Annotated in this window: 19 protein-coding genes; 5 read left to right on the top strand and 14 right to left on the bottom strand. The window is 62.6% G+C overall.

Annotated elements, in window-relative coordinates; all coding sequences use genetic code 11:
* Nucleotides 1-154: 154 nt before the first annotated feature.
* From KW843_RS07290 to guaB, 8 genes are all read right to left on the bottom strand, one after another.
* Nucleotides 155-1,204: a hypothetical protein gene (locus tag KW843_RS07290; protein WP_218294372.1), complete on the bottom strand. Its 1,050-nt coding sequence runs from the start codon at nt 1,202-1,204 to the stop codon at nt 155-157.
* Nucleotides 1,201-1,452 carry an AlpA family transcriptional regulator gene (locus KW843_RS07285; RefSeq protein ID WP_218294371.1) on the bottom strand — a complete coding sequence of 84 codons (252 nt, stop codon included), beginning with the start codon at nt 1,450-1,452 and terminating at the stop codon, nt 1,201-1,203. The genes KW843_RS07290 and KW843_RS07285 overlap by 4 nt, the downstream gene beginning before the upstream one ends.
* A 108-nt stretch (nt 1,453-1,560) precedes the next feature.
* Nucleotides 1,561-2,238 (bottom strand): hypothetical protein, encoded by a 678-nt coding sequence (locus tag KW843_RS07280; protein WP_218294370.1) that lies wholly within the window; start codon nt 2,236-2,238, stop codon nt 1,561-1,563.
* A 6-nt stretch (nt 2,239-2,244) separates the two neighbouring features.
* Complete coding sequence (locus tag KW843_RS07275) at nt 2,245-3,576, bottom strand: site-specific integrase (RefSeq protein ID WP_218294369.1); 1,332 nt, start codon at nt 3,574-3,576, stop codon at nt 2,245-2,247.
* A gap of 218 nt (nt 3,577-3,794) precedes the next feature.
* Nucleotides 3,795-5,414 (bottom strand): glutamine-hydrolyzing GMP synthase, encoded by a 1,620-nt coding sequence (gene guaA, locus KW843_RS07270; protein WP_218294368.1) that lies wholly within the window; start codon nt 5,412-5,414, stop codon nt 3,795-3,797.
* A gap of 43 nt (nt 5,415-5,457) precedes the next feature.
* Nucleotides 5,458-5,892, bottom strand: a complete 435-nt coding sequence (locus KW843_RS07265; protein WP_218294367.1) for a type II toxin-antitoxin system VapC family toxin — start codon at nt 5,890-5,892, stop codon at nt 5,458-5,460.
* Nucleotides 5,889-6,149 carry a type II toxin-antitoxin system Phd/YefM family antitoxin gene (locus KW843_RS07260; protein ID WP_218294366.1) on the bottom strand — a complete coding sequence of 87 codons (261 nt, stop codon included), beginning with the start codon at nt 6,147-6,149 and terminating at the stop codon, nt 5,889-5,891. Before KW843_RS07260 ends, KW843_RS07265 begins: the two co-directional genes overlap by 4 nt.
* A gap of 109 nt (nt 6,150-6,258) precedes the next feature.
* Nucleotides 6,259-7,734: an IMP dehydrogenase gene (guaB, locus tag KW843_RS07255; RefSeq protein WP_218294365.1), complete on the bottom strand. Its 1,476-nt coding sequence runs from the start codon at nt 7,732-7,734 to the stop codon at nt 6,259-6,261.
* A gap of 110 nt (nt 7,735-7,844) precedes the next feature.
* Here guaB and KW843_RS07250 point away from each other — a divergent pair, with 110 nt between their 5' ends.
* On the top strand, nt 7,845-8,384 hold the full coding sequence (locus KW843_RS07250; RefSeq protein ID WP_218294364.1) for a DUF4124 domain-containing protein: 540 nt from the start codon (nt 7,845-7,847) through the stop codon (nt 8,382-8,384).
* 63 nt (nt 8,385-8,447) lie between these two features.
* Here KW843_RS07250 and KW843_RS07245 read toward each other — a convergent pair whose 3' ends face one another.
* Nucleotides 8,448-8,819 carry an RnfH family protein gene (locus KW843_RS07245; RefSeq protein WP_218294363.1) on the bottom strand — a complete coding sequence of 124 codons (372 nt, stop codon included), beginning with the start codon at nt 8,817-8,819 and terminating at the stop codon, nt 8,448-8,450.
* Complete coding sequence (locus KW843_RS07240; protein ID WP_218294362.1) at nt 8,812-9,252, bottom strand: type II toxin-antitoxin system RatA family toxin; 441 nt, start codon at nt 9,250-9,252, stop codon at nt 8,812-8,814. Before KW843_RS07240 ends, KW843_RS07245 begins: the two co-directional genes overlap by 8 nt.
* 296 nt (nt 9,253-9,548) lie before the next feature.
* On the opposite strand from KW843_RS07240, the gene smpB reads away from it, so the two are divergent.
* The 4 genes from smpB (at nt 9,549) to KW843_RS07220 (ending at nt 12,067) form a co-directional block, all read left to right on the top strand.
* Nucleotides 9,549-10,022 carry an SsrA-binding protein SmpB gene (gene smpB / locus KW843_RS07235; protein WP_218294361.1) on the top strand — a complete coding sequence of 158 codons (474 nt, stop codon included), beginning with the start codon at nt 9,549-9,551 and terminating at the stop codon, nt 10,020-10,022.
* Between the two features lie 159 nt (nt 10,023-10,181).
* A complete protein-coding gene (locus tag KW843_RS07230; RefSeq protein WP_218294360.1) occupies nt 10,182-10,556 on the top strand; it encodes a hypothetical protein in 375 nt (124 codons plus the stop codon).
* A 27-nt stretch (nt 10,557-10,583) separates the two neighbouring features.
* Nucleotides 10,584-11,138 carry a sigma-70 family RNA polymerase sigma factor gene (locus KW843_RS07225; protein WP_218294359.1) on the top strand — a complete coding sequence of 185 codons (555 nt, stop codon included), beginning with the start codon at nt 10,584-10,586 and terminating at the stop codon, nt 11,136-11,138.
* Nucleotides 11,139-11,158: 20 nt separating this feature from the next.
* A complete protein-coding gene (locus KW843_RS07220; RefSeq protein ID WP_218294358.1) occupies nt 11,159-12,067 on the top strand; it encodes an anti-sigma factor in 909 nt (302 codons plus the stop codon).
* 92 nt (nt 12,068-12,159) lie between these two features.
* Here the strand turns inward: KW843_RS07220 and KW843_RS07215 are convergent, their stop codons facing one another.
* The 4 genes from KW843_RS07215 to truB all read right to left on the bottom strand — a co-directional run bounded on the left by KW843_RS07215 (nt 12,160) and on the right by truB (nt 17,019).
* Nucleotides 12,160-13,254: an enoyl-CoA hydratase/isomerase family protein gene (locus KW843_RS07215; RefSeq protein WP_218294357.1), complete on the bottom strand. Its 1,095-nt coding sequence runs from the start codon at nt 13,252-13,254 to the stop codon at nt 12,160-12,162.
* The gene (locus KW843_RS07210) at nt 13,251-14,126 is read right to left on the bottom strand and encodes a DMT family transporter (RefSeq protein ID WP_218294356.1); all 876 of its coding nucleotides are present in this window, start codon (nt 14,124-14,126) and stop codon (nt 13,251-13,253) included. The genes KW843_RS07215 and KW843_RS07210 overlap by 4 nt, the downstream gene beginning before the upstream one ends.
* 68 nt (nt 14,127-14,194) lie before the next feature.
* Nucleotides 14,195-16,018: a translational GTPase TypA gene (gene typA / locus KW843_RS07205; protein WP_218294355.1), complete on the bottom strand. Its 1,824-nt coding sequence runs from the start codon at nt 16,016-16,018 to the stop codon at nt 14,195-14,197.
* Complete coding sequence (gene truB / locus KW843_RS07200) at nt 16,015-17,019, bottom strand: tRNA pseudouridine(55) synthase TruB (RefSeq protein ID WP_218294354.1); 1,005 nt, start codon at nt 17,017-17,019, stop codon at nt 16,015-16,017. The genes typA and truB overlap by 4 nt, the downstream gene beginning before the upstream one ends.
* Between the last annotated feature and the right edge of the window lies 1 nt (nt 17,020).

Here is a 17,020-nt window from a genome sequence, read left to right as displayed (position 1 = left end):
CACGCTCGGTGATCTGTTTGACCGCTTCGGTCTTGAATTCTTCGGGGTATCTTTGCTTACTCATGGCACCTCCTATTGGGCCTCAGGTTTGAGGCTCAGAGGTGTCTAGAAAACCCGGGGCGATTCACATAGACCCCGTGCTTCGTCGTCACGGCTACCGCTGCTTGCGCAGAGTCAAACCGGCTTTGTTGCGCGTGTTGCGCTCGTTGCGGCCGACTGGCGCAACAGGATTGGCGCGATCAAGATCGTTGAGATCATCTCCCTCGTCACCATCATCGTCGTCATCTGAATCGTCGTCGATGGGATCGAGATCACAGGCTTCAATCCATTCATCCAACATTGCGTCATCCCAGTCGTCTGGCACAGCCCCGGACACCATGCGGAGCTTGCGGCTCACATTCGACTTGTTGAGTCCAACAAGCTTGCCGATCTTTTCCAAGCTCCATTCGTCGGCCTTGAGGATCGCCATCAAGCGCGTCTTCAAGTCATCAGCGACGAAAGGCGTAATCTCGGTTTTGAGACCGTCTTCACCCAACCGTACACAGCAAAGCACCTTGCCGCTCGCTGGACTCAAAGGGCTTGCAAGCTCCGGACACGAAACAACGAAACCTTCATCGAAACCCGGGTTCGGTTCGCAAGGCGCGGCAACGAAAAGCTCGTTTGCCACGCCAGAAAATTTGGCCTCATCCGCAACTGCCGGGCAGAACAGAATGATGCGCGCTTTGTACTTCTCCGCTGCGCGGCGCAAGTGAAGCAGTCCTTCAAAATCGGGATTTTGGCCAGCAGGCTGCTGCAGCACGACGCAGCCACCGTCCTTCACGATGTTCAATCGGCAAACGATTGACACGGATGCTGGATTGGTCCAATCCAACGCGCAGGAAGCTACGCGATCCACGAACTGGCATTTTTCAAATGGCGGCGCCGAGAAGCCCAGTTGCACGCGCAATCCATGCAACTGTTCGAGTTGCCGCAAAGGACCGCTCTGAACGCAGAGTACGCTGGAGCAATCGGGCATCGGGACCGGCAGGTTCGCAGCAGCCATAGAGAGTTCTTTGACCATCACGTAGTGAACGAGATGAATCAGTTCGCCGTAGTGACCAACAACCAACGTAAGGCCCGTCCTGAGTTCAGAGACCGCAGGAAGGGACTTCGCCAACTTATTCAGCTTCTTCTGCTTGAAGGGGGCATGGGACTCACGGCTCATGCTGCACCTCCACCCACGTTGTCACGGGCTGCAATGCAAGACTTGATGTAGGCGTTAATTTCACTTGCAGGCCAGCCTTTCAGGCGAGGGCCCATCGGTACGCCGGGCGGGATGACACCCGCTTTGATACGGTTGTAAAAAGTGCTGTTAGACAGGCCTGTAAGTCGGAGAACTTCGCGCTTGCGAAGAAGCGCCTCATGCAAAAAAATTGCCATATTTTGGCTCCATAGCAAATCATTCGTTGTCACAAGCAGCTCCTGCGAACTGCGCTTGTACCCGGCCGGATGCTTGCTATTGAGCCATGTTGGACTTCATGAATCATCCCGTCTGCTAGGCAGACGGGATAAGAACTTCATCTAACCCCCCGCCAACCAAGTCACAACAGTCTTTGGACTTACTGGCTTGGGATGGGTCTCCAGGAGACGAATTTCCTCTTTAAGAGAACGAAGCTCCTCAGCCTGCCCGCAAGATTTTCTCTTATCAAAATCCACTCTATCTAATTCACCGATCAAGACCAACAATTGCTCTCTCTTTTCCTTCAATTCTTCCTGAACTCTCTCATAGTCACTCTTCATTGTCTCAACAAAATCATCAGCAAATGCCGCTTGCTTATATTTCCCCAGCCTCTCTATTTTCCTCTCAGAATATTCTCGAACGGCACGGTTTTTGTATGGACTCAAAGAGATTTTTTTGGCCTCCCCTCCGGCTTTAGCCCTAGACTTTGGGTCTTCTAAATAGTCAAGAAAAAATAGGAAGAAGTCCTCAAACTTCTCCATGCCTCTAACCATAGAAATAATTTCTTCCCGCTCACCTTTTTCGTGCAACGCCAGTATTCTCAGCAAGCGATCTTCTTTACCTCGAAGCTGGTTGGTTTTCTTGAAAATGAAATCATCTAAGGCGCTGTTGTCAGCTTGACAAATTCCCCCATTGCCCTCCTCAACGTTTATCTCAATAACCTCGCCAGCTTCATTCCCAACAACCTTCAATGAACCCAAAGGCAATGCCACCGCCCCTTCAATAATTTCGATGGTCATAGCTATTTAGAGAAATTTAATTGATATTTCAGATGCTGCAACCTTGGCCGAACGAACAATCTCTCCGACATTGCCACCATTAATCCAAGCATCTACCATATCCGCCCATGCCTGAAGCATTATTCTTCGTTGCTCACCATATTCTGCCTTGTTATAGATGGATCGAACATCATTTTCTTCATGAGCCAAACATTTTTCAATCCAGTCGCGATTAAATCCAACTTCATTTAACAACGACGAAGCAGTGCGACGCAGATCATGCACACTAAAACTGGCCAAATCCACTCCAGTTGAACGAACTTTCTTGACGCCCACATCAATTACCCTATTGAGCGTTGCATCGCTAATAGGCAGCCTCATATCGTAGCGCCCTGGATGCAAATACTTAGATGCTTCAAAGCAAGTTTTAAAGGTCACAAGAATATCTGTAGCCTGTTGACTTAGATAGACAACCAAGGGCTTCTTTGCCTTCATGCGTGTTGCCGGAATCGTCCAAGTGGCTGCTTCAAAATCTACTTCCGACCACGTGCCACCGATGAATTCACCTTTGCGTACCATCGTAAGTAAGACGAATTTGACGGCGAGACGCAGTGTTGCAGCGGTAGCTGTGTCATCCAGCGCAGCGAAGAACAACCGAATTTCTGAGGGCGTAAGTGCGCGTTCTCGCGGCTTGAACGTGGCAATGTCACTGGGTCGAATGCTCTCAGCCGGATTTTTAAGATCAAGGCTTTTTTCCTTGGCATGGGCAAACCGAAAAACCAACAAAACAATTTCACGAACCTGAATGGCTGGAGCGGGTGCGCCACGTGCTTTCACCTTCTCGCACAAGGTCATCAACGCCGTAGGCGTGATTTCTTCCAACTTGAGCTTGCCGAAGGGGCCTGCAAGATCACGGTTGTAGATCGAGCGACGCATGGCAAGTGTCGAATCCGCTAGTTTTGCCCCGTTGTTGGGATCAGCTTTGTCGGCAAAGTAGCGGTCAGCCCAGCTACCGAAAGTCAGGGACTCGGCAATTTGGGACCGCTTTTCGGCCTTCGCCCGAGAGGGAGACTCGCCCTTCTCCACTTTCCGACGCGCATCAGCCAACAGAAGTCTCGCCTCGGCCAGCGTAAGACTTATGCCGTACTTAAGCTCGTCAAGCTCCCTGGCGACTTTCGACGATAGGCTTTCATCGTATCGCCCAATGGTCAGCGTCTCACGTCGTCCGTTGACACGGTAGTCGTAGCGGAACGACTTAGTGCCAGTCGTTGCAATCGAAACGTACATCCCGTCCCGATCAACGACTTTGTACGTTTTCGCCGTGGGCTTTAATTTTTTTAGTTCGGTGTCAGTCAGCATATCGGTCTCTTTTTACCGCCACACCGTACCGTCAGACGGCCTGACGGTACAAACTCACGCGACCCAATGACATCCGAAATGTACCGCCTTCCACACCGACAAAAACAACAGGTTTTTAGTGCATGGCATTGCACCACATTGCACCAATAAGCTGTTGATTTATAAAGATATTAAGTCACATAGAAGCATGCCATTGGATGGCGCGGAACGATTATGAATTATTCCCACTCGATCGTCGCCGGCGGCTTGCTCGATACATCGTAGGTCACGCGATTGATGCCGCGCACCTCGTTGATGATGCGCCCCGACACCTTCTTGAGCAGGGCGTACGGCAGTTCGGCCCAGTCGGCGGTCATGAAGTCGCTGGTCTGCACGGCGCGCAGGGCGACCACGTAGTCATAAGTGCGGCCGTCACCCATCACGCCCACGCTCTTCACTGGCAGGAAGACGGTGAAGGCTTGGCTGGTGAGGTCGTACCAGGTCTTGCCGGTGGCTTCGTCAACGTGGTTGCGCAGCTCTTCGATGAAGATCGCGTCCGCGCGGCGCAGCAGGTCGGCGTACTCTTTTTTCACCTCGCCCAAAATGCGCACGCCCAGGCCGGGGCCGGGGAAGGGGTGGCGGTAGACCATTTCGGGCGGCAGGCCCAGGGCCACGCCGAGTTCGCGCACTTCGTCTTTGAACAAATCGCGCAGGGGCTCCAGGAGCTTGAGGCCCAGCTGCTCGGGCAGGCCGCCCACGTTGTGGTGGCTCTTGATGGTGACGGCCTTCTTGCTCTTGGCGCCGCCGGATTCGATCACGTCGGGGTAGATGGTGCCCTGGGCCAGGAAGGTGGCGCCTTTGTGGCCTCCATCGCCAGCCTTCAGTTTCGCGGCTTCGGCCTTGAACACGTCGACGAACAGGCCGCCGATGATCTTGCGCTTGGCTTCGGGTTCGCTCACGCCGGCCAGCCTGCCGAGGAACAGGTCGCTCGCGTCCACGCGGATGACCTTGGCGTGCAGCTTGCCGACGAACATGTCCATGACCATGTCGCCTTCGTTCAGGCGCAGCAGGCCATGGTCGACGAACACGCAAGTGAGCTGGTCGCCGATGGCGCGGTGGATGAGAGCCGCGGCCACGGACGAATCCACACCGCCGGAGAGGCCCAGGATGACTTCTTCATCACCCACCTGCTGGCGGATCTGCTCCACGGCCTCGGCGATGTGGTCGCGCATGACCCAGTCGGGGTTGGTGCCGCAGATGCCGAGCACGAAGCGCTCCAGCAGCGCCCTGCCCTGCACGGTGTGCGTGACTTCGGGGTGGAACTGCACGGCGTAGTAGCGGCGGTCTTCGTCGGCCATGCCGGCGATAGGGCAGCTGTCGGTGCTAGCCATGAGCTTGAAGCCCGGGGGCAGTTCGGTGACCTTGTCGCCGTGGCTCATCCAGACGTTGAGCATGCCGTGGCCTTCGGGGGTGGTGAAGTCGGCGATGTCCTTGAGCAGCGCGGTGTGGCCGCGGGCGCGCACGGCGGCAAAGCCAAACTCGCGCTTGTGGCCGGTTTCGACCTTGCCACCGAGTTGCTGCGCCATCGTTTGCATGCCGTAGCAGATGCCCAGCACGGGCAGACCCAACTCGAACACGGCCTGGGGAGCGCGGTCGGTGGTGTCCTCGGTCACGCTGGCGTGGCTGCCGGAGAGGATGATGCCCTTGAGCGAGCCGTCCTTCGCGTAGTCACGCACCCACTCGTCCGTCACATCGCAGGGGTGCACTTCGCAGTACACGTTGGCTTCGCGCACGCGGCGCGCGATGAGCTGGGTGACTTGCGAGCCGAAATCGAGGATGAGGATTTTCTGGTGTTGCATGGCGGTGGGTGGTCGAGGGGATGACAAGAAACGGGGCGCCTGGTCAAAGGCTGGAGAGGTCGAGAAGTGGTACGCCGCTGCGCTGGGCGGCGGCTGCCTGCGCCGCATCGAAGGTGGCCAGGGGCAGGCGCAGGGAGCGGGCCAGCCACAGGTAGGCGGCGTCGAACGTGGGCAGGCCGGTGTCGAGCGCAACGTCTAGCACGGCCTTGTGCTGGGCGGGGGCCAGTTCGTGCAGCTCCACACGGTGGCGGATGGCTTCGAGCACGCCCCACAGGCCTTCGACCGATGCGGGCGGGATGCGGCCGCTGTGAACGCCGCTGGAGATGAGGTTGCTGCACTCCCACTGCCAAAGGTTGGGGGCCTGGGGCTCGACTTCGTCGCGGCGGATCAGGGTGTAGAGGCGGCGCGTGTGCTCGCTGGCCGCATCGGGCAGCAGCCAGGCGGCGGTGACGGAGGCGTCGAGGACGAAGGCAGTCATGCTGCAGCCCTGCCCTTGCGGCGCAAGGTGTCGGGAGTGGCCACTTCGCCTGCGGGCCGGATGCTGGCGTGCAAAGCATCCATCTGGCCCAGCTCGCGAGCGATCTGCTCGTCGGTGATGACGGGGCGGCGGCGCACGGGCAGCAGGCGCACGACCTCTTTGCCGTGGCGGGTGATGCGCACTTCCTCGCCCTGCTCGACCAGCTCGATCAGGGCGGAGAACCTGCTTTTGGCTTCGTAGATGCCGACGGACTGCATGGATGCGCGGACCCCAAAAAGAAAAAGTCTGGCCTGAATGGTGAATTCAGACCAGACTATATCATTCTGACCAGATATTTTCAATCAGGCCAGATTAGATCGACGGTGCTCAGTCAGCCCTGTAGTTGGGGGCTTCCTTCGTAATTTGAACGTCGTGCACGTGGCTTTCGCGGATACCGGCGGTGGTGATCTCCACGAACTCGGCCTTGTTGTTCATGTCGTCGATGGTGGCGCAACCGCAGTAGCCCATGGCGGCGCGCACGCCACCGGCCATCTGGAACACGATGGAGACCATGGAGCCCTTGTAGGGCACGCGGCCTTCGATGCCTTCGGGCACGAGCTTGTCGGCGTTGGGATTGCCGGTGGTCGACTCCTGGAAGTAGCGGTCGGCGCTGCCCTGCTGCATGGCGCCGATGCTGCCCATGCCGCGGTAGCTCTTGTAGCTGCGGCCCTGGAACAGGATGACTTCGCCGGGCGCTTCTTCGGTGCCCGCGAACATGCCGCCCATCATGATGGTGCTGGCGCCTGCAGCCAGCGCCTTGGCGATGTCACCGCTGTAGCGCACGCCGCCGTCCGCGATCAGCGGCACGCCCGTGCCCTTGAGGGCGGTGGCCACGCTGTCGATGGCCATGATCTGGGGCACGCCCACACCGGCCACGATGCGCGTGGTGCAGATGGAGCCTGGGCCGATACCGACCTTGACCGCGTCGGCGCCCGCCTCGACCAGCGCCAGCGCGGCCGCGCCGGTGGCGATGTTGCCGCCGATCACGTCGACCTGCGGGTAGTTCTGCTTGACCCAGCGCACGCGCTCGATCACGCCCTTGCTGTGGCCATGGGCGGTGTCGACCACGATGGCGTCCACACCGGCCTTGACCAGGGCTTCCACGCGCTCTTCGGTGCCTTCACCCACGCCGACAGCGGCGCCCACGCGCAGGCGGCCCGAGGGATCGCGGGCGGCGTTGGGGAAGCTGGTTTGCTTGGTGATGTCCTTGACGGTGATCAGGCCCTTGAGCTCGAACGCGTCGTTCACGACCAGGATGCGCTCGAGCTTGTGCTTGTTGAGCAGCGCCTTGGCTTCGGCAGGCGAGGTGCCTTCCTTTTCGTTGACGGTGATGAGCTTCTCGCGCGGGGTCATGATCTGGTGGACCTTGACGTCGTAGCGCGTTTCAAAGCGCAGGTCGCGGCCCGTGACGATGCCCACCACCTTGCCGCCGTCGCACACCGGGAAGCCCGAGATGCCGAGCTGTTCGGACAGCTGCAGCACCTGCAGCACGGTGTGCTCGGGGGTGATGACGACCGGGTCGCGCAGCACGCCGGATTCATAGCGCTTGACCTTGGCCACCTGGGCGGCCTGCTCCTGCGCCGTGAGGTTCTTGTGCACGATGCCGATGCCGCCCTCCTGGGCAATGGCAATGGCCAGGCGCGCCTCGGTCACGGTGTCCATGGCGGCGGACACGAGCGGCAAGTTCAGTTGGATATTGCGGGAGAGTTTCGTCGCGAGGGACGTGTCCTTGGGCAGGACCTGGGAGTACGCTGGCACCAGCAACACATCGTCGAAGGTGAGCGCTTTTCCAAGAAGGCGCATGAGAAAGCTCCAAAAAACGGATTGTACCCGCGTCCGCGGGGCGCCGCAGGGCTCGCGCTCCTTTGCGCACGCACTGGCGGCTGCGTTGCTGCACGGCTAAACTTGCCTGCATGAAATTGCACAAGCTTGTTTTGCTGGCCGTTGCCTGCACCTGGGCCCTGGGTGCCGCTGCCCAATGGCAGTGGATCGACAAGGACGGCCGCAAGGTCTTCAGCGACCGCCCGCCGCCACAGGACATCCCGGAAAAGAGCATCCTCAAGCAGCCAAGCTACGCGACTGCACGCGTGCCCGCGGCTGCGGCAGCCGCCAGTGCGCCGGAAGCGGCCGATACCCCCGCCTCGGCTGCTGCGCCTGCGGCCGCATCCCCCCGCGCTCCCGCCAGCGCCGCCGGCAAGGACAAGGAGCTGGAAAAGCGCAAGGCTGAGGCAGAGGCCGCCGAAGCCGCCAAGAAGAAAGCCGAAGACGACAGGATCGCCAAGGCCAAGGCTGAAAACTGCACCCGTGCGCGCGCGGCCAAGGCCACTTTCGAGACCGGCGCGCCGATCAGGCAGAGCAATGCACAGGGCGAGCGCGTCTTCCTGGACGAGGCCCAGCGCAATGCAGAGGTCAAGCGCATCGACACGATCATCGCCTCCGACTGCAAACGCTGAGCGGTCATCCGTGGCAAAAAAACGGCGCCTGAGGCGCCGTTTTTGTTTCAATTGGTATCCCGATCAGTAGCCTGACTTGCCGCCCGGCCGCTGCCGCGCGAAGAGGCCCGTGGAACGCGCGCCCTGCCGGGCAAACCGCTCGCGGCGTGCCACCTTGGGGTCCACCTTGAGCTCCCGGTACAACTCCACGCGGTCCCCGTCCTTGAGCAGCGTCGTCTCGGGCATGGCACGGCCCCAGATGCCGCACGCCATGCCCTCGCGCCGCGCAGCCATCTGCCCGGCGGCTTGCAGGGCGTCGGCGAGCGTGCTTCCAGGGTGCAATTGCACAGTGCATTCGCTGACCTGCCGGGGCGCCAGCGAGACCAGCACGGTGATCCGCATCAGAGCGGGTGCGCGCGGGGTTGCGATGTCCGCACCAGCCGGCTCCTCAGCCATACACCTGTTCCGCGCGCTTCACGAAGGCATCGACCATGCTGCCCGCGATGCGGTCGAACACAGGGCCTACCAGCGCCGCCAGGGCCGCGTTGTCAAAACCGTAATTCAGGCTCAACTCCACGCGGCAGGCCCGCTGGCTGCCATCGCCCACGGGGTGAAAAAGCCAGTCGCCGTCAAGCTGCGAGAAAGGCCCCTTGACCAGCCGCATCCGCACGCGCCGGCCTGCCTCATGGGTGTTGTGCGTCACGAAGGTCTGGCGGATGCCGCCAAATGAAATGCCTACCTCGGCGGTCATGCCCTCTGCGGTCTGCTCGAGCACGGCGGCATGGTCGCACCATGGCAGGAACTGGGGGTAGTGCTCCACCCCGGTGACCAGGGCAAACATTTCTTCGGGGCTATACCAGATGAGGACGGACTTGTGGACGGTTTTCATGCAGACGGCGCCTGCACCGGTGCGCGCAAGCCAGAGGAAATTAGAATCGCGGGTGCGAGACGACGACAATTGTAGGGAGGCCTTTTATCTCCCGGTTTGCGCCGCATCTTTTAAAGCGTGTCCTGCGCCTCAAGTACCCGCGTCCGGGTCCAACCTTTCGGGAAAGCCGGGGAAAGGCCCGGCCACGTTGTCGCAGTCCGCTTGCAGTATCGATACTTCGGCGCGTCCTGCGCCCATCTGCCGGGCCTTTCTCCGGTTTTCGCGGGCACGTAAAAGTGCAAACACGCTCTCACCCCATGGCCAAAAAACCAGATCCTACGTCCCGCATTGCCGACAACAAAAAAGCGGCCTTCAACTATTTCTTCGAGGAGCGCCACGAGGCGGGCATGGTGTTGCACGGCTGGGAGGTCAAGGCGCTGCGCGAGGGCAAGGTGCAATTGACCGACGGCTATGTGCTGATACGTGATGGAGAGCTGTACCTGCTCGGTTGCCTGATCAACCCGCTCAAGACGGCCTCGACCCACGTCAACCCCGAATCCGCGCGCACCAAGAAACTGCTGCTCAAGAAGGACGACATCAAGCGCCTGATCGGCAAGGTCGAGCAAAAGGGCTACACGCTGGTGCCATTGAACCTGCACTGGAAGAACGGATTCGTGAAATGCGAGATCGCCCTGGCCAAGGGCAAGGCCGAGCACGACAAGCGCGACACCATCAAGGACCGCGAAGGCAAGCGCGAGGTCGAGCGCGCCATGAAGAGCAGAAACCGCTAGCCTGCGCGCCATCGCACGCCGGGCTCGGGCCGGGAAGCGCCACATCGATGCCAGCCCGGCCGGTTTTTTTGCGGCGGCGTGGAATAAACCACGGTGCCCATGTGTTTGTCCCGGTGCAAGGCCGCATTCGCGCCGCCTGCACCCACTCTGGAGAAACCCATGAAGAAATTTGTCTCGATGGCGGCAGCATTCATCGCCGTTGCCGGTATGGCGGGCTGCGCCTCCATGGCCGACTCGCCCGTGAAAACCGTGGACGGCGTGCTCGTCGGCGGGGGCGGCATGACGCTCTACACCTTTGACCGCGACGCGGCAGGCAGCGGCAAATCGGTCTGCAACGGGCCCTGCGCCACCAACTGGCCCCCGCTCATGGCCAGCACGGCGCCGGGCGGCGACTACAGCATCGTGACCCGTGATGACGGCAAGACCCAGCTGGCCTACAAGGGCAAGCCGCTGTACTACTGGGTCAAGGACACCAAACCCGGCGACAGGACCGGCGACGGCGTGAACCAGGTCTGGCGCACTGCCCGCCCCTGAGGGCGAGCGCGCCCATCCCACCGCGCCATGAACCGCACCCAGGTTGTCGAGCAGTTGCCAGGCCTGCGCCGCTATGCCCGGGTGCTGACAGGTGACGCCTGGGCGGCCGACGACCTCGTGCAGGACACGCTGGAGCGCGCCTGCAGCAAATGGCTGCTGTGGCGCACCGGCAGCGACCTGCGCGCATGGCTTTTCACGCTCATGCACAACCTCTATCTCAACCAGCGCCGCGCGATGCCCGCGCTGGCGCCGCTGGACATCGAGGACGTCCGCGACCAGTTGCCCGGCGCGCCGGTGCCCTCGGACGACGCGCTGGACCTGGAACGCTGCCTGCAGCGCCTGCCCGCGGACCAGCGGGCCGTGCTGCTGCTGGTGGCCATGGAGGACATGAGCTACGAGGACACGGCCCGCATCCTGGCCGTCCCCGTGGGCACGGTGATGTCACGGCTGTCGCGCGCCCGCGCCCGGCTGCGGGTACTTATGGAGCGCACATCGGTGCCTGCGCCATCCCCCTCACCAGCCACGGCGGCAGCCGCCCCACAGACCCAGTCCCAGCCCCCGGCGCTGCGCCGCCTGAAATGACGACGACCCGCGACACTGCCATGGAACCGCGCTCCCACGCCCCGCCCCTCCCCGAAGACGATCCCGCCTGGCACGCCCTGGCGGACGGCCGCCTCCCGGCCGCGCAGGCCGCAGCCTTGCGCCAGCAACTGGAAGGCAACGAGGCCGCGCGGGATGCCATCGCCCATTGGCAACAGGGGCGCGACCAGCTGCAGGCACTGCACCAGGATCTGCTCCATGCCGCCGTGCCCGATGCGTTGCTGGCCGCTGCGTTGCGCGCCGCGGGACACCAGGAACGGCAGGCACAGTGGTGGCGCTGGGGCGGCCTGGCCGCGTCGGTGCTGCTGGCCTTCGCGCTGGGGTGGGCGGGGCGTGGCCAGTGGGCAGGCGGCCCGGCCCCGGGCCACCAGCCTCTGGCGGGCGATGCGGCAGCGCTGCTGGCCACGGCGCCGGCGCAGCGCTTTGCCCAGCAGGCCGCCGTGGCCCATGCGGTCTACCAGCCGGAGGTCCGCCATCCGGTGGAAGTCACCGCGTCGCAGCAGGAGCATCTGGTGCAGTGGCTCTCCAAGCGGCTGGGCAAGCCGCTGAAGGTGCCCGTGCTCGCCCCGCAAGGCTATGAGCTGGTGGGAGGCCGCCTGCTGCCGGGCGACACCGGGGCGCGTGCGCAGTTCATGTACCAGAATGCTGCGGGCCAGCGCATCACGCTGTACCTGGGCGCACTCGCCCCCACGGCCACCACGGCGCTTTCTCGCCACGGTGCGCCACCGCCGCACGACAACCCGCCCGCCACCACGGCCACGGCGGCAGCGGCCTTCCAGTTCAGGCAGGAAGGCCCCGTGCCCGGTTTCTACTGGACCGAGGGAAGCTTTGGCTACGCGCTCAGCGGACAGCTATCGCGCGCCGAATTGCTCGCGCTGGCCACGGCGGTATACAGGCAGCTGCAGCTCTAGTGTCCCGAGTTAGAAATTCGGTTCATAAAGTAACTTCCAACTCGGGACACTAGCGTTCGCACCGGCCTGGGTTCAGGTCAGTTCAATCCAGGTCAGGCCAGGGCCGCCAGCGGGTGCGCGTGCGCGGGCCAGGGGCTGGCGAAGAACGGTGCCACCATCGCGGGCGCCACGTCCTCGATGCGGCCGGGGTTCCACTTCGGCGCATGGTCCTTGTCCACGGCCAGGGCGCGGATGCCCTCCACCGTCTCGCTCTGGCCAGGGCGCAGGAAGAAGCAGTGGCGCACCATGTCGCGCTCCATGCGCAGGTCGTCGGCCAGGCCCATGCCGCGCGCACGCCGGATCTGCTCGAGCACCACGTGCAGCATCAGCGGCGAGCGCTTGCGCAGCGTGGCCGCCGTGGCACGCGCCCAGTCGGTGTCGGCCGCCTCGAGCGCAGCGACGATCTCGCCCACGCTGGGCAACGAGAAATATTGGTCAATCTGGGCTCTAGCGCTTGACTGGCGTGCGCTGAGAGCTATGAATTTGGAAGCAACGTAGTCACGGACCGCAGGGCCATCCGCAAAACCCCCGGCCCCCAGCGCCTCCCACACGGCGGATTGCTGGTCCGAGGGCAGGCAGCCATCCGCCAACTGGTTTTCAATGGCATCACCCGCGCCGATGGTGTCGCCCGTGAGGGCCAGCCACTCGCCCACGCGGCCGGGGCAGCGCGAGAGGAAGTAGCCCCCACCCACGTCAGGGAACAGGCCGATGGCCGTCTCGGGCATCGCCATCTTGGTGCGCTCGGTCACCACCCGCAGCGCTGCCCCCTGGCTGATGCCCATGCCGCCGCCCATCACGATGCCGTCCATGAACGCGATGTAGGGCTTGCCGTAGTTGTGGATCAGGTGGTTGAGCGCGTATTCCTCGGTGAAGAAGTCTTCCAGCAGGGGGTTGCCCTGGCTGCCCGCCTGGTGCAGGAAGCGGATGTCGCCGCCCGCGCAGAAGGCACCGAACGGGCCCTCCTTGTTGCTGCCGCGAATCGCCACCGCCAGCACCCGCGCATCGTTCTGCCAGGCCAGCAGGATGCCCATCAGGTCACGCACCATGCCCAACGACAACGCGTTGAGCGCACGCGGGCGGTTCAGGGTAATGAAGCCAACCTGGCCACGCACTTCGCTCAACACTTCAGACACTACCGTCTCCGTCATTTTTGTTCCTTCCAACCCAACAGTTCATTGAAAACCAGCGCACCGATCACCAGTGCGCCCCCCGTCAGCACTGCCGTGCCGGGCTTTTCGCCCGCGCCCAGCCATGCCAGCAAGATGCCAAAGATCACTTCGAGCAAACCGAGCAGCGCCATCTCGGGCGCCTTGAGCACACGCCCACAGCGCACGGCCAGCACACAAGGAATGGCCAATTGCACCACGCCCAGCAGCGCCAGCAGGGCCAGGTCATGGGCCGACGCCTGAAAAGGCAGCGCCAGCGGCAGCGTGGCCACCACCGAGATCACCGCGCCGACCAGCACCGCGGGCACCAGGTCCACCGCGTGGCCGTGGCGCTGCGAGTGTTGCACCACCGTCCAGTTGATGGCTGCCGCCACGGGCACGCACAGCGCCACCAGCGTACCCGCCAAGGGCAGGCCCGCCATCTGCGAACCATACATCCACGCGATGCCCAGCCCCGCCACGGCAATCGCAGCCCATGTGCGCGGGGCGATATGGTGGCCGATGAACACCCGTGCGAACAGCGCGGTGAGCAGCGGCCCCACGGCCATCGTGACCAGCACATTGGCCACCGGCATGAGCACCAGGGCCACCATGAACGCCGTGAACATCACGCTCCAGCACACCCCTGAGATCCACAGCGCATGGCCACCATGGCGCATGGAGGCAAACACCGCCCTGCCCTGCAGCGCCGGCAGGATGACCAGCAGGGACAGCAGCGTGAAAAAGCTGCGCCAGAAGGTCACCTCAAAGCTCGCCGCATGTTCCAGGTGGCGCGTGACCACGCCAGCGATGGACCACATCAGGGTCACCGCCACCATCAGCACCACCGCGCGGGAATGTGTGAGTTTCAACATGGGGTTCGGGTTGCAGACGGAAAAAAGGCCACTGCGCAGCAGTGGCCCTTCCGGGGAAGCTCAGCCTATCAGGACCGGGAAGCGCGCTTGCGCTCGTTCTCGGTCAGGTGGCGCTTGCGCAGGCGCACGGACTTGGGCGTGATCTCGACCAGTTCGTCGTCCTCGATGAATTCCACGCCGTATTCCAGCGTGAGGTCGATCGGGGGCGTGATCTTGATCGCGTCTTCCTTGCCGCTCACGCGGAAGTTGGTCAGCTGCTTGGTGCGCGTGGCGTTCACCACCAGGTCGTTGTCGCGGCTGTGGATGCCGACGATCATGCCTTCGTACACGGGGTCGTTCGCCTTCACGAACATGCGGCCACGGTCGTCCAGCTTGCCCAGGGCGTAGGTGAAGATCTCGCCGTCGTCCATCGAGATCAGCACGCCGTTCTTGCGGCCGCCGATGTCGCCCTTGTGCGGCTCATAGCTGTCGAAGATGTTGCTGATGAGGCCGGAGCCGCGCGTCAGGTTCAGGAATTCGTTCGTGAAGCCGATCAGGCCACGCGCCGGAATGCGGTACTCCAGGCGCACGCGGCCACGGCCGTCCGGCTCCATGTTCACCAGCTCGCCCTTGCGCTCACCCAGGGCCTGCATCACGCCGCCCTGGTGGCCTTCTTCGATGTCAGCCGTCACCAGCTCAATAGGCTCGCACTTCTCGCCGTTGATTTCCTTGAACACCACGCGCGGCTTGGACACGGCGAGCTCGTAGCCTTCACGGCGCATGTTTTCCAAGAGGATGGTCAGGTGCAGTTCGCCCCGGCCCATCACTTCGAAGATGCCTTCCTCGTCGGTCTCGCTCACGCGCAGGGCCACGTTGTGCTGCAGTTCCTTTTGCAGGCGGTCCCAGATCTGGCGGCTGGTCACGAACTTGCCTTCGCGGCCGGCCAGCGGGCTGGTGTTCACGCAGAAATTCATGGTCAGCGTGGGCTCGTCCACCTTGAGCATGGGCAGCGGTGCGGGATTGGCGGGGTCGGTCACGGTCACGCCGATGCCGATGTCTTCAATGCCGTTGATCAGCACGATGTCGCCGGGGCCGGCCATGGGCGTCTGCATGCGGTCCAGGCCCTGGAAGGTCAGCACCTGGTTCACACGGCCCTTGACGGCCTTGCCGTCGGGGCCTTCCATGACGACCACGTCCATCATGGGCTTCAAGGTGCCTTGGCTGATGCGGCCCACGCCGATGCGGCCCACGAAGCTGGAGAAGTCCAGCGCCGAGATCTGCAGTTGCAGCGGGGCAGCCGGGTCGCCCGTGTTCGGGGGCACGTGGCTGAGGATGGTGTCGAACAGGGCCGACATGTCGGGGCCCCACTGCTCACCGGGCGCGCCTTCTTCGAGCGACGACCAGCCGTTGATGCCCGAGGCGTACACCACGGGGAAGTCGAGCTGCTCGTCGGTGGCGCCAAGCTTGTCAAACAGGTCGAACGCTGCGTTCACGACCTTGTCGGGGTTGGCACCCGGCTTGTCCACCTTGTTCACGACCAGAATGGGGCGCAGGCCCAGGGCCAGGGCCTTCTTGGTCACGAAACGCGTCTGGGGCATGGGGCCCTCTTGCGCGTCGATCAGCAGCACCACGCTGTCCACCATGGACAGGGCGCGTTCCACTTCGCCGCCGAAGTCCGCGTGGCCGGGGGTGTCCACGATGTTGATGTGCGTGCCCTTCCAGCTCACGGCGCAGTTCTTGGCCAGGATGGTGATGCCGCGCTCTTTTTCGATGGCGTTGTTGTCCATCACGGTATCGACGACCTTTTCGTGGTCGGCGAAGGTGCCGGACTGGCGCAGCAGCTGGTCGACCATGGTGGTTTTGCCATGGTCAACGTGGGCAATGATGGCGATATTGCGGATTTGTTTAGTCATAGTTTTTCCAATATGCCGCTGTGCGCCATGGACGCGGAATGCGGCGTGCTTTCCAAAATTTGTTGAATTTCCAGCGGACTCAGGAGCCTGTCCGGCACCAGCTCCCCGCCCACGATGTGGCCCACCCCCAGCAGCGCCAGGGGATTCTCGCCAAACACCGCCACGGCACTGGCATCGGGCCAGTTGCCACGGCGACGCACGCCCGACAGGAATCGGGCTGCATTCTCACCGTCCAGCGTGACATGCACGTGTTGCGCCAGCAGCGACTCGGGAGCTTCCAGGCTGGCCAGCCGTTCGGCCTCGGGCATGGCTTCCAGCTGTGCCAGCGTGACGCAGCGCTCCACGCCGATCCCACCGGTATCGATGCGGCGCAGAAAGGTCAGGTGCGCCCCGCAGCCCAGGGCGGCGCCAATGTCTTCCCCCAGGGTACGGATGTAGGTGCCTTTGCTGCAGGTCACTACTATTTTGATAGCGCTTTGCGCTTGATCTGTCTGGACCAGCGTCAATTTCAGTGCGTGAATGACCACGTCGCGCGCCTCGCGCTCCACGGTGATGCCCGCACGGGCGTATTCATACAGCGCCTTGCCATCCTTCTTGAGCGCGCTGTGCATGGGCGGCACCTGGCGGATGGGGCCGGTGAACTGCTGCTGCACCGCCGCCAGACGCTCAGGGGTGAGCTGGGCAGGGTCGACATCGCAGCGCTGCACCACATCGCCCTCGGCATCGCCGGTCGTCGTCGTCGCTCCCAGCAGCGCCAGGGCCTCATAGGTCTTGGGCGCGTCGAGCTGCAGCTGGCTGAACTTGGTGGCCGCGCCAAAACACAGGGGCAGCACGCCGGTGGCCAACGGGTCGAGCGTGCCGGTATGGCCCGCCTTTTCGGCGCGCAGGAGCCATTTCGCCTTTTGCAAGGCGTCGTTGCTCGAAAGGCCGAGCGGTTTGTCGAGCAGCAACACCCCATGCACAGGGCGCCGCTGCACCCTGGTGCGTGGCGCTGGCTGCATG

The sequence above is a fragment of the Acidovorax sp. sif1233 genome (genome assembly GCF_019218755.1).
Taxonomy (GTDB): Bacteria; Pseudomonadota; Gammaproteobacteria; order Burkholderiales; family Burkholderiaceae_C; genus Acidovorax.
This window is presented reverse-complemented; position numbering and strand designations above follow the sequence as displayed.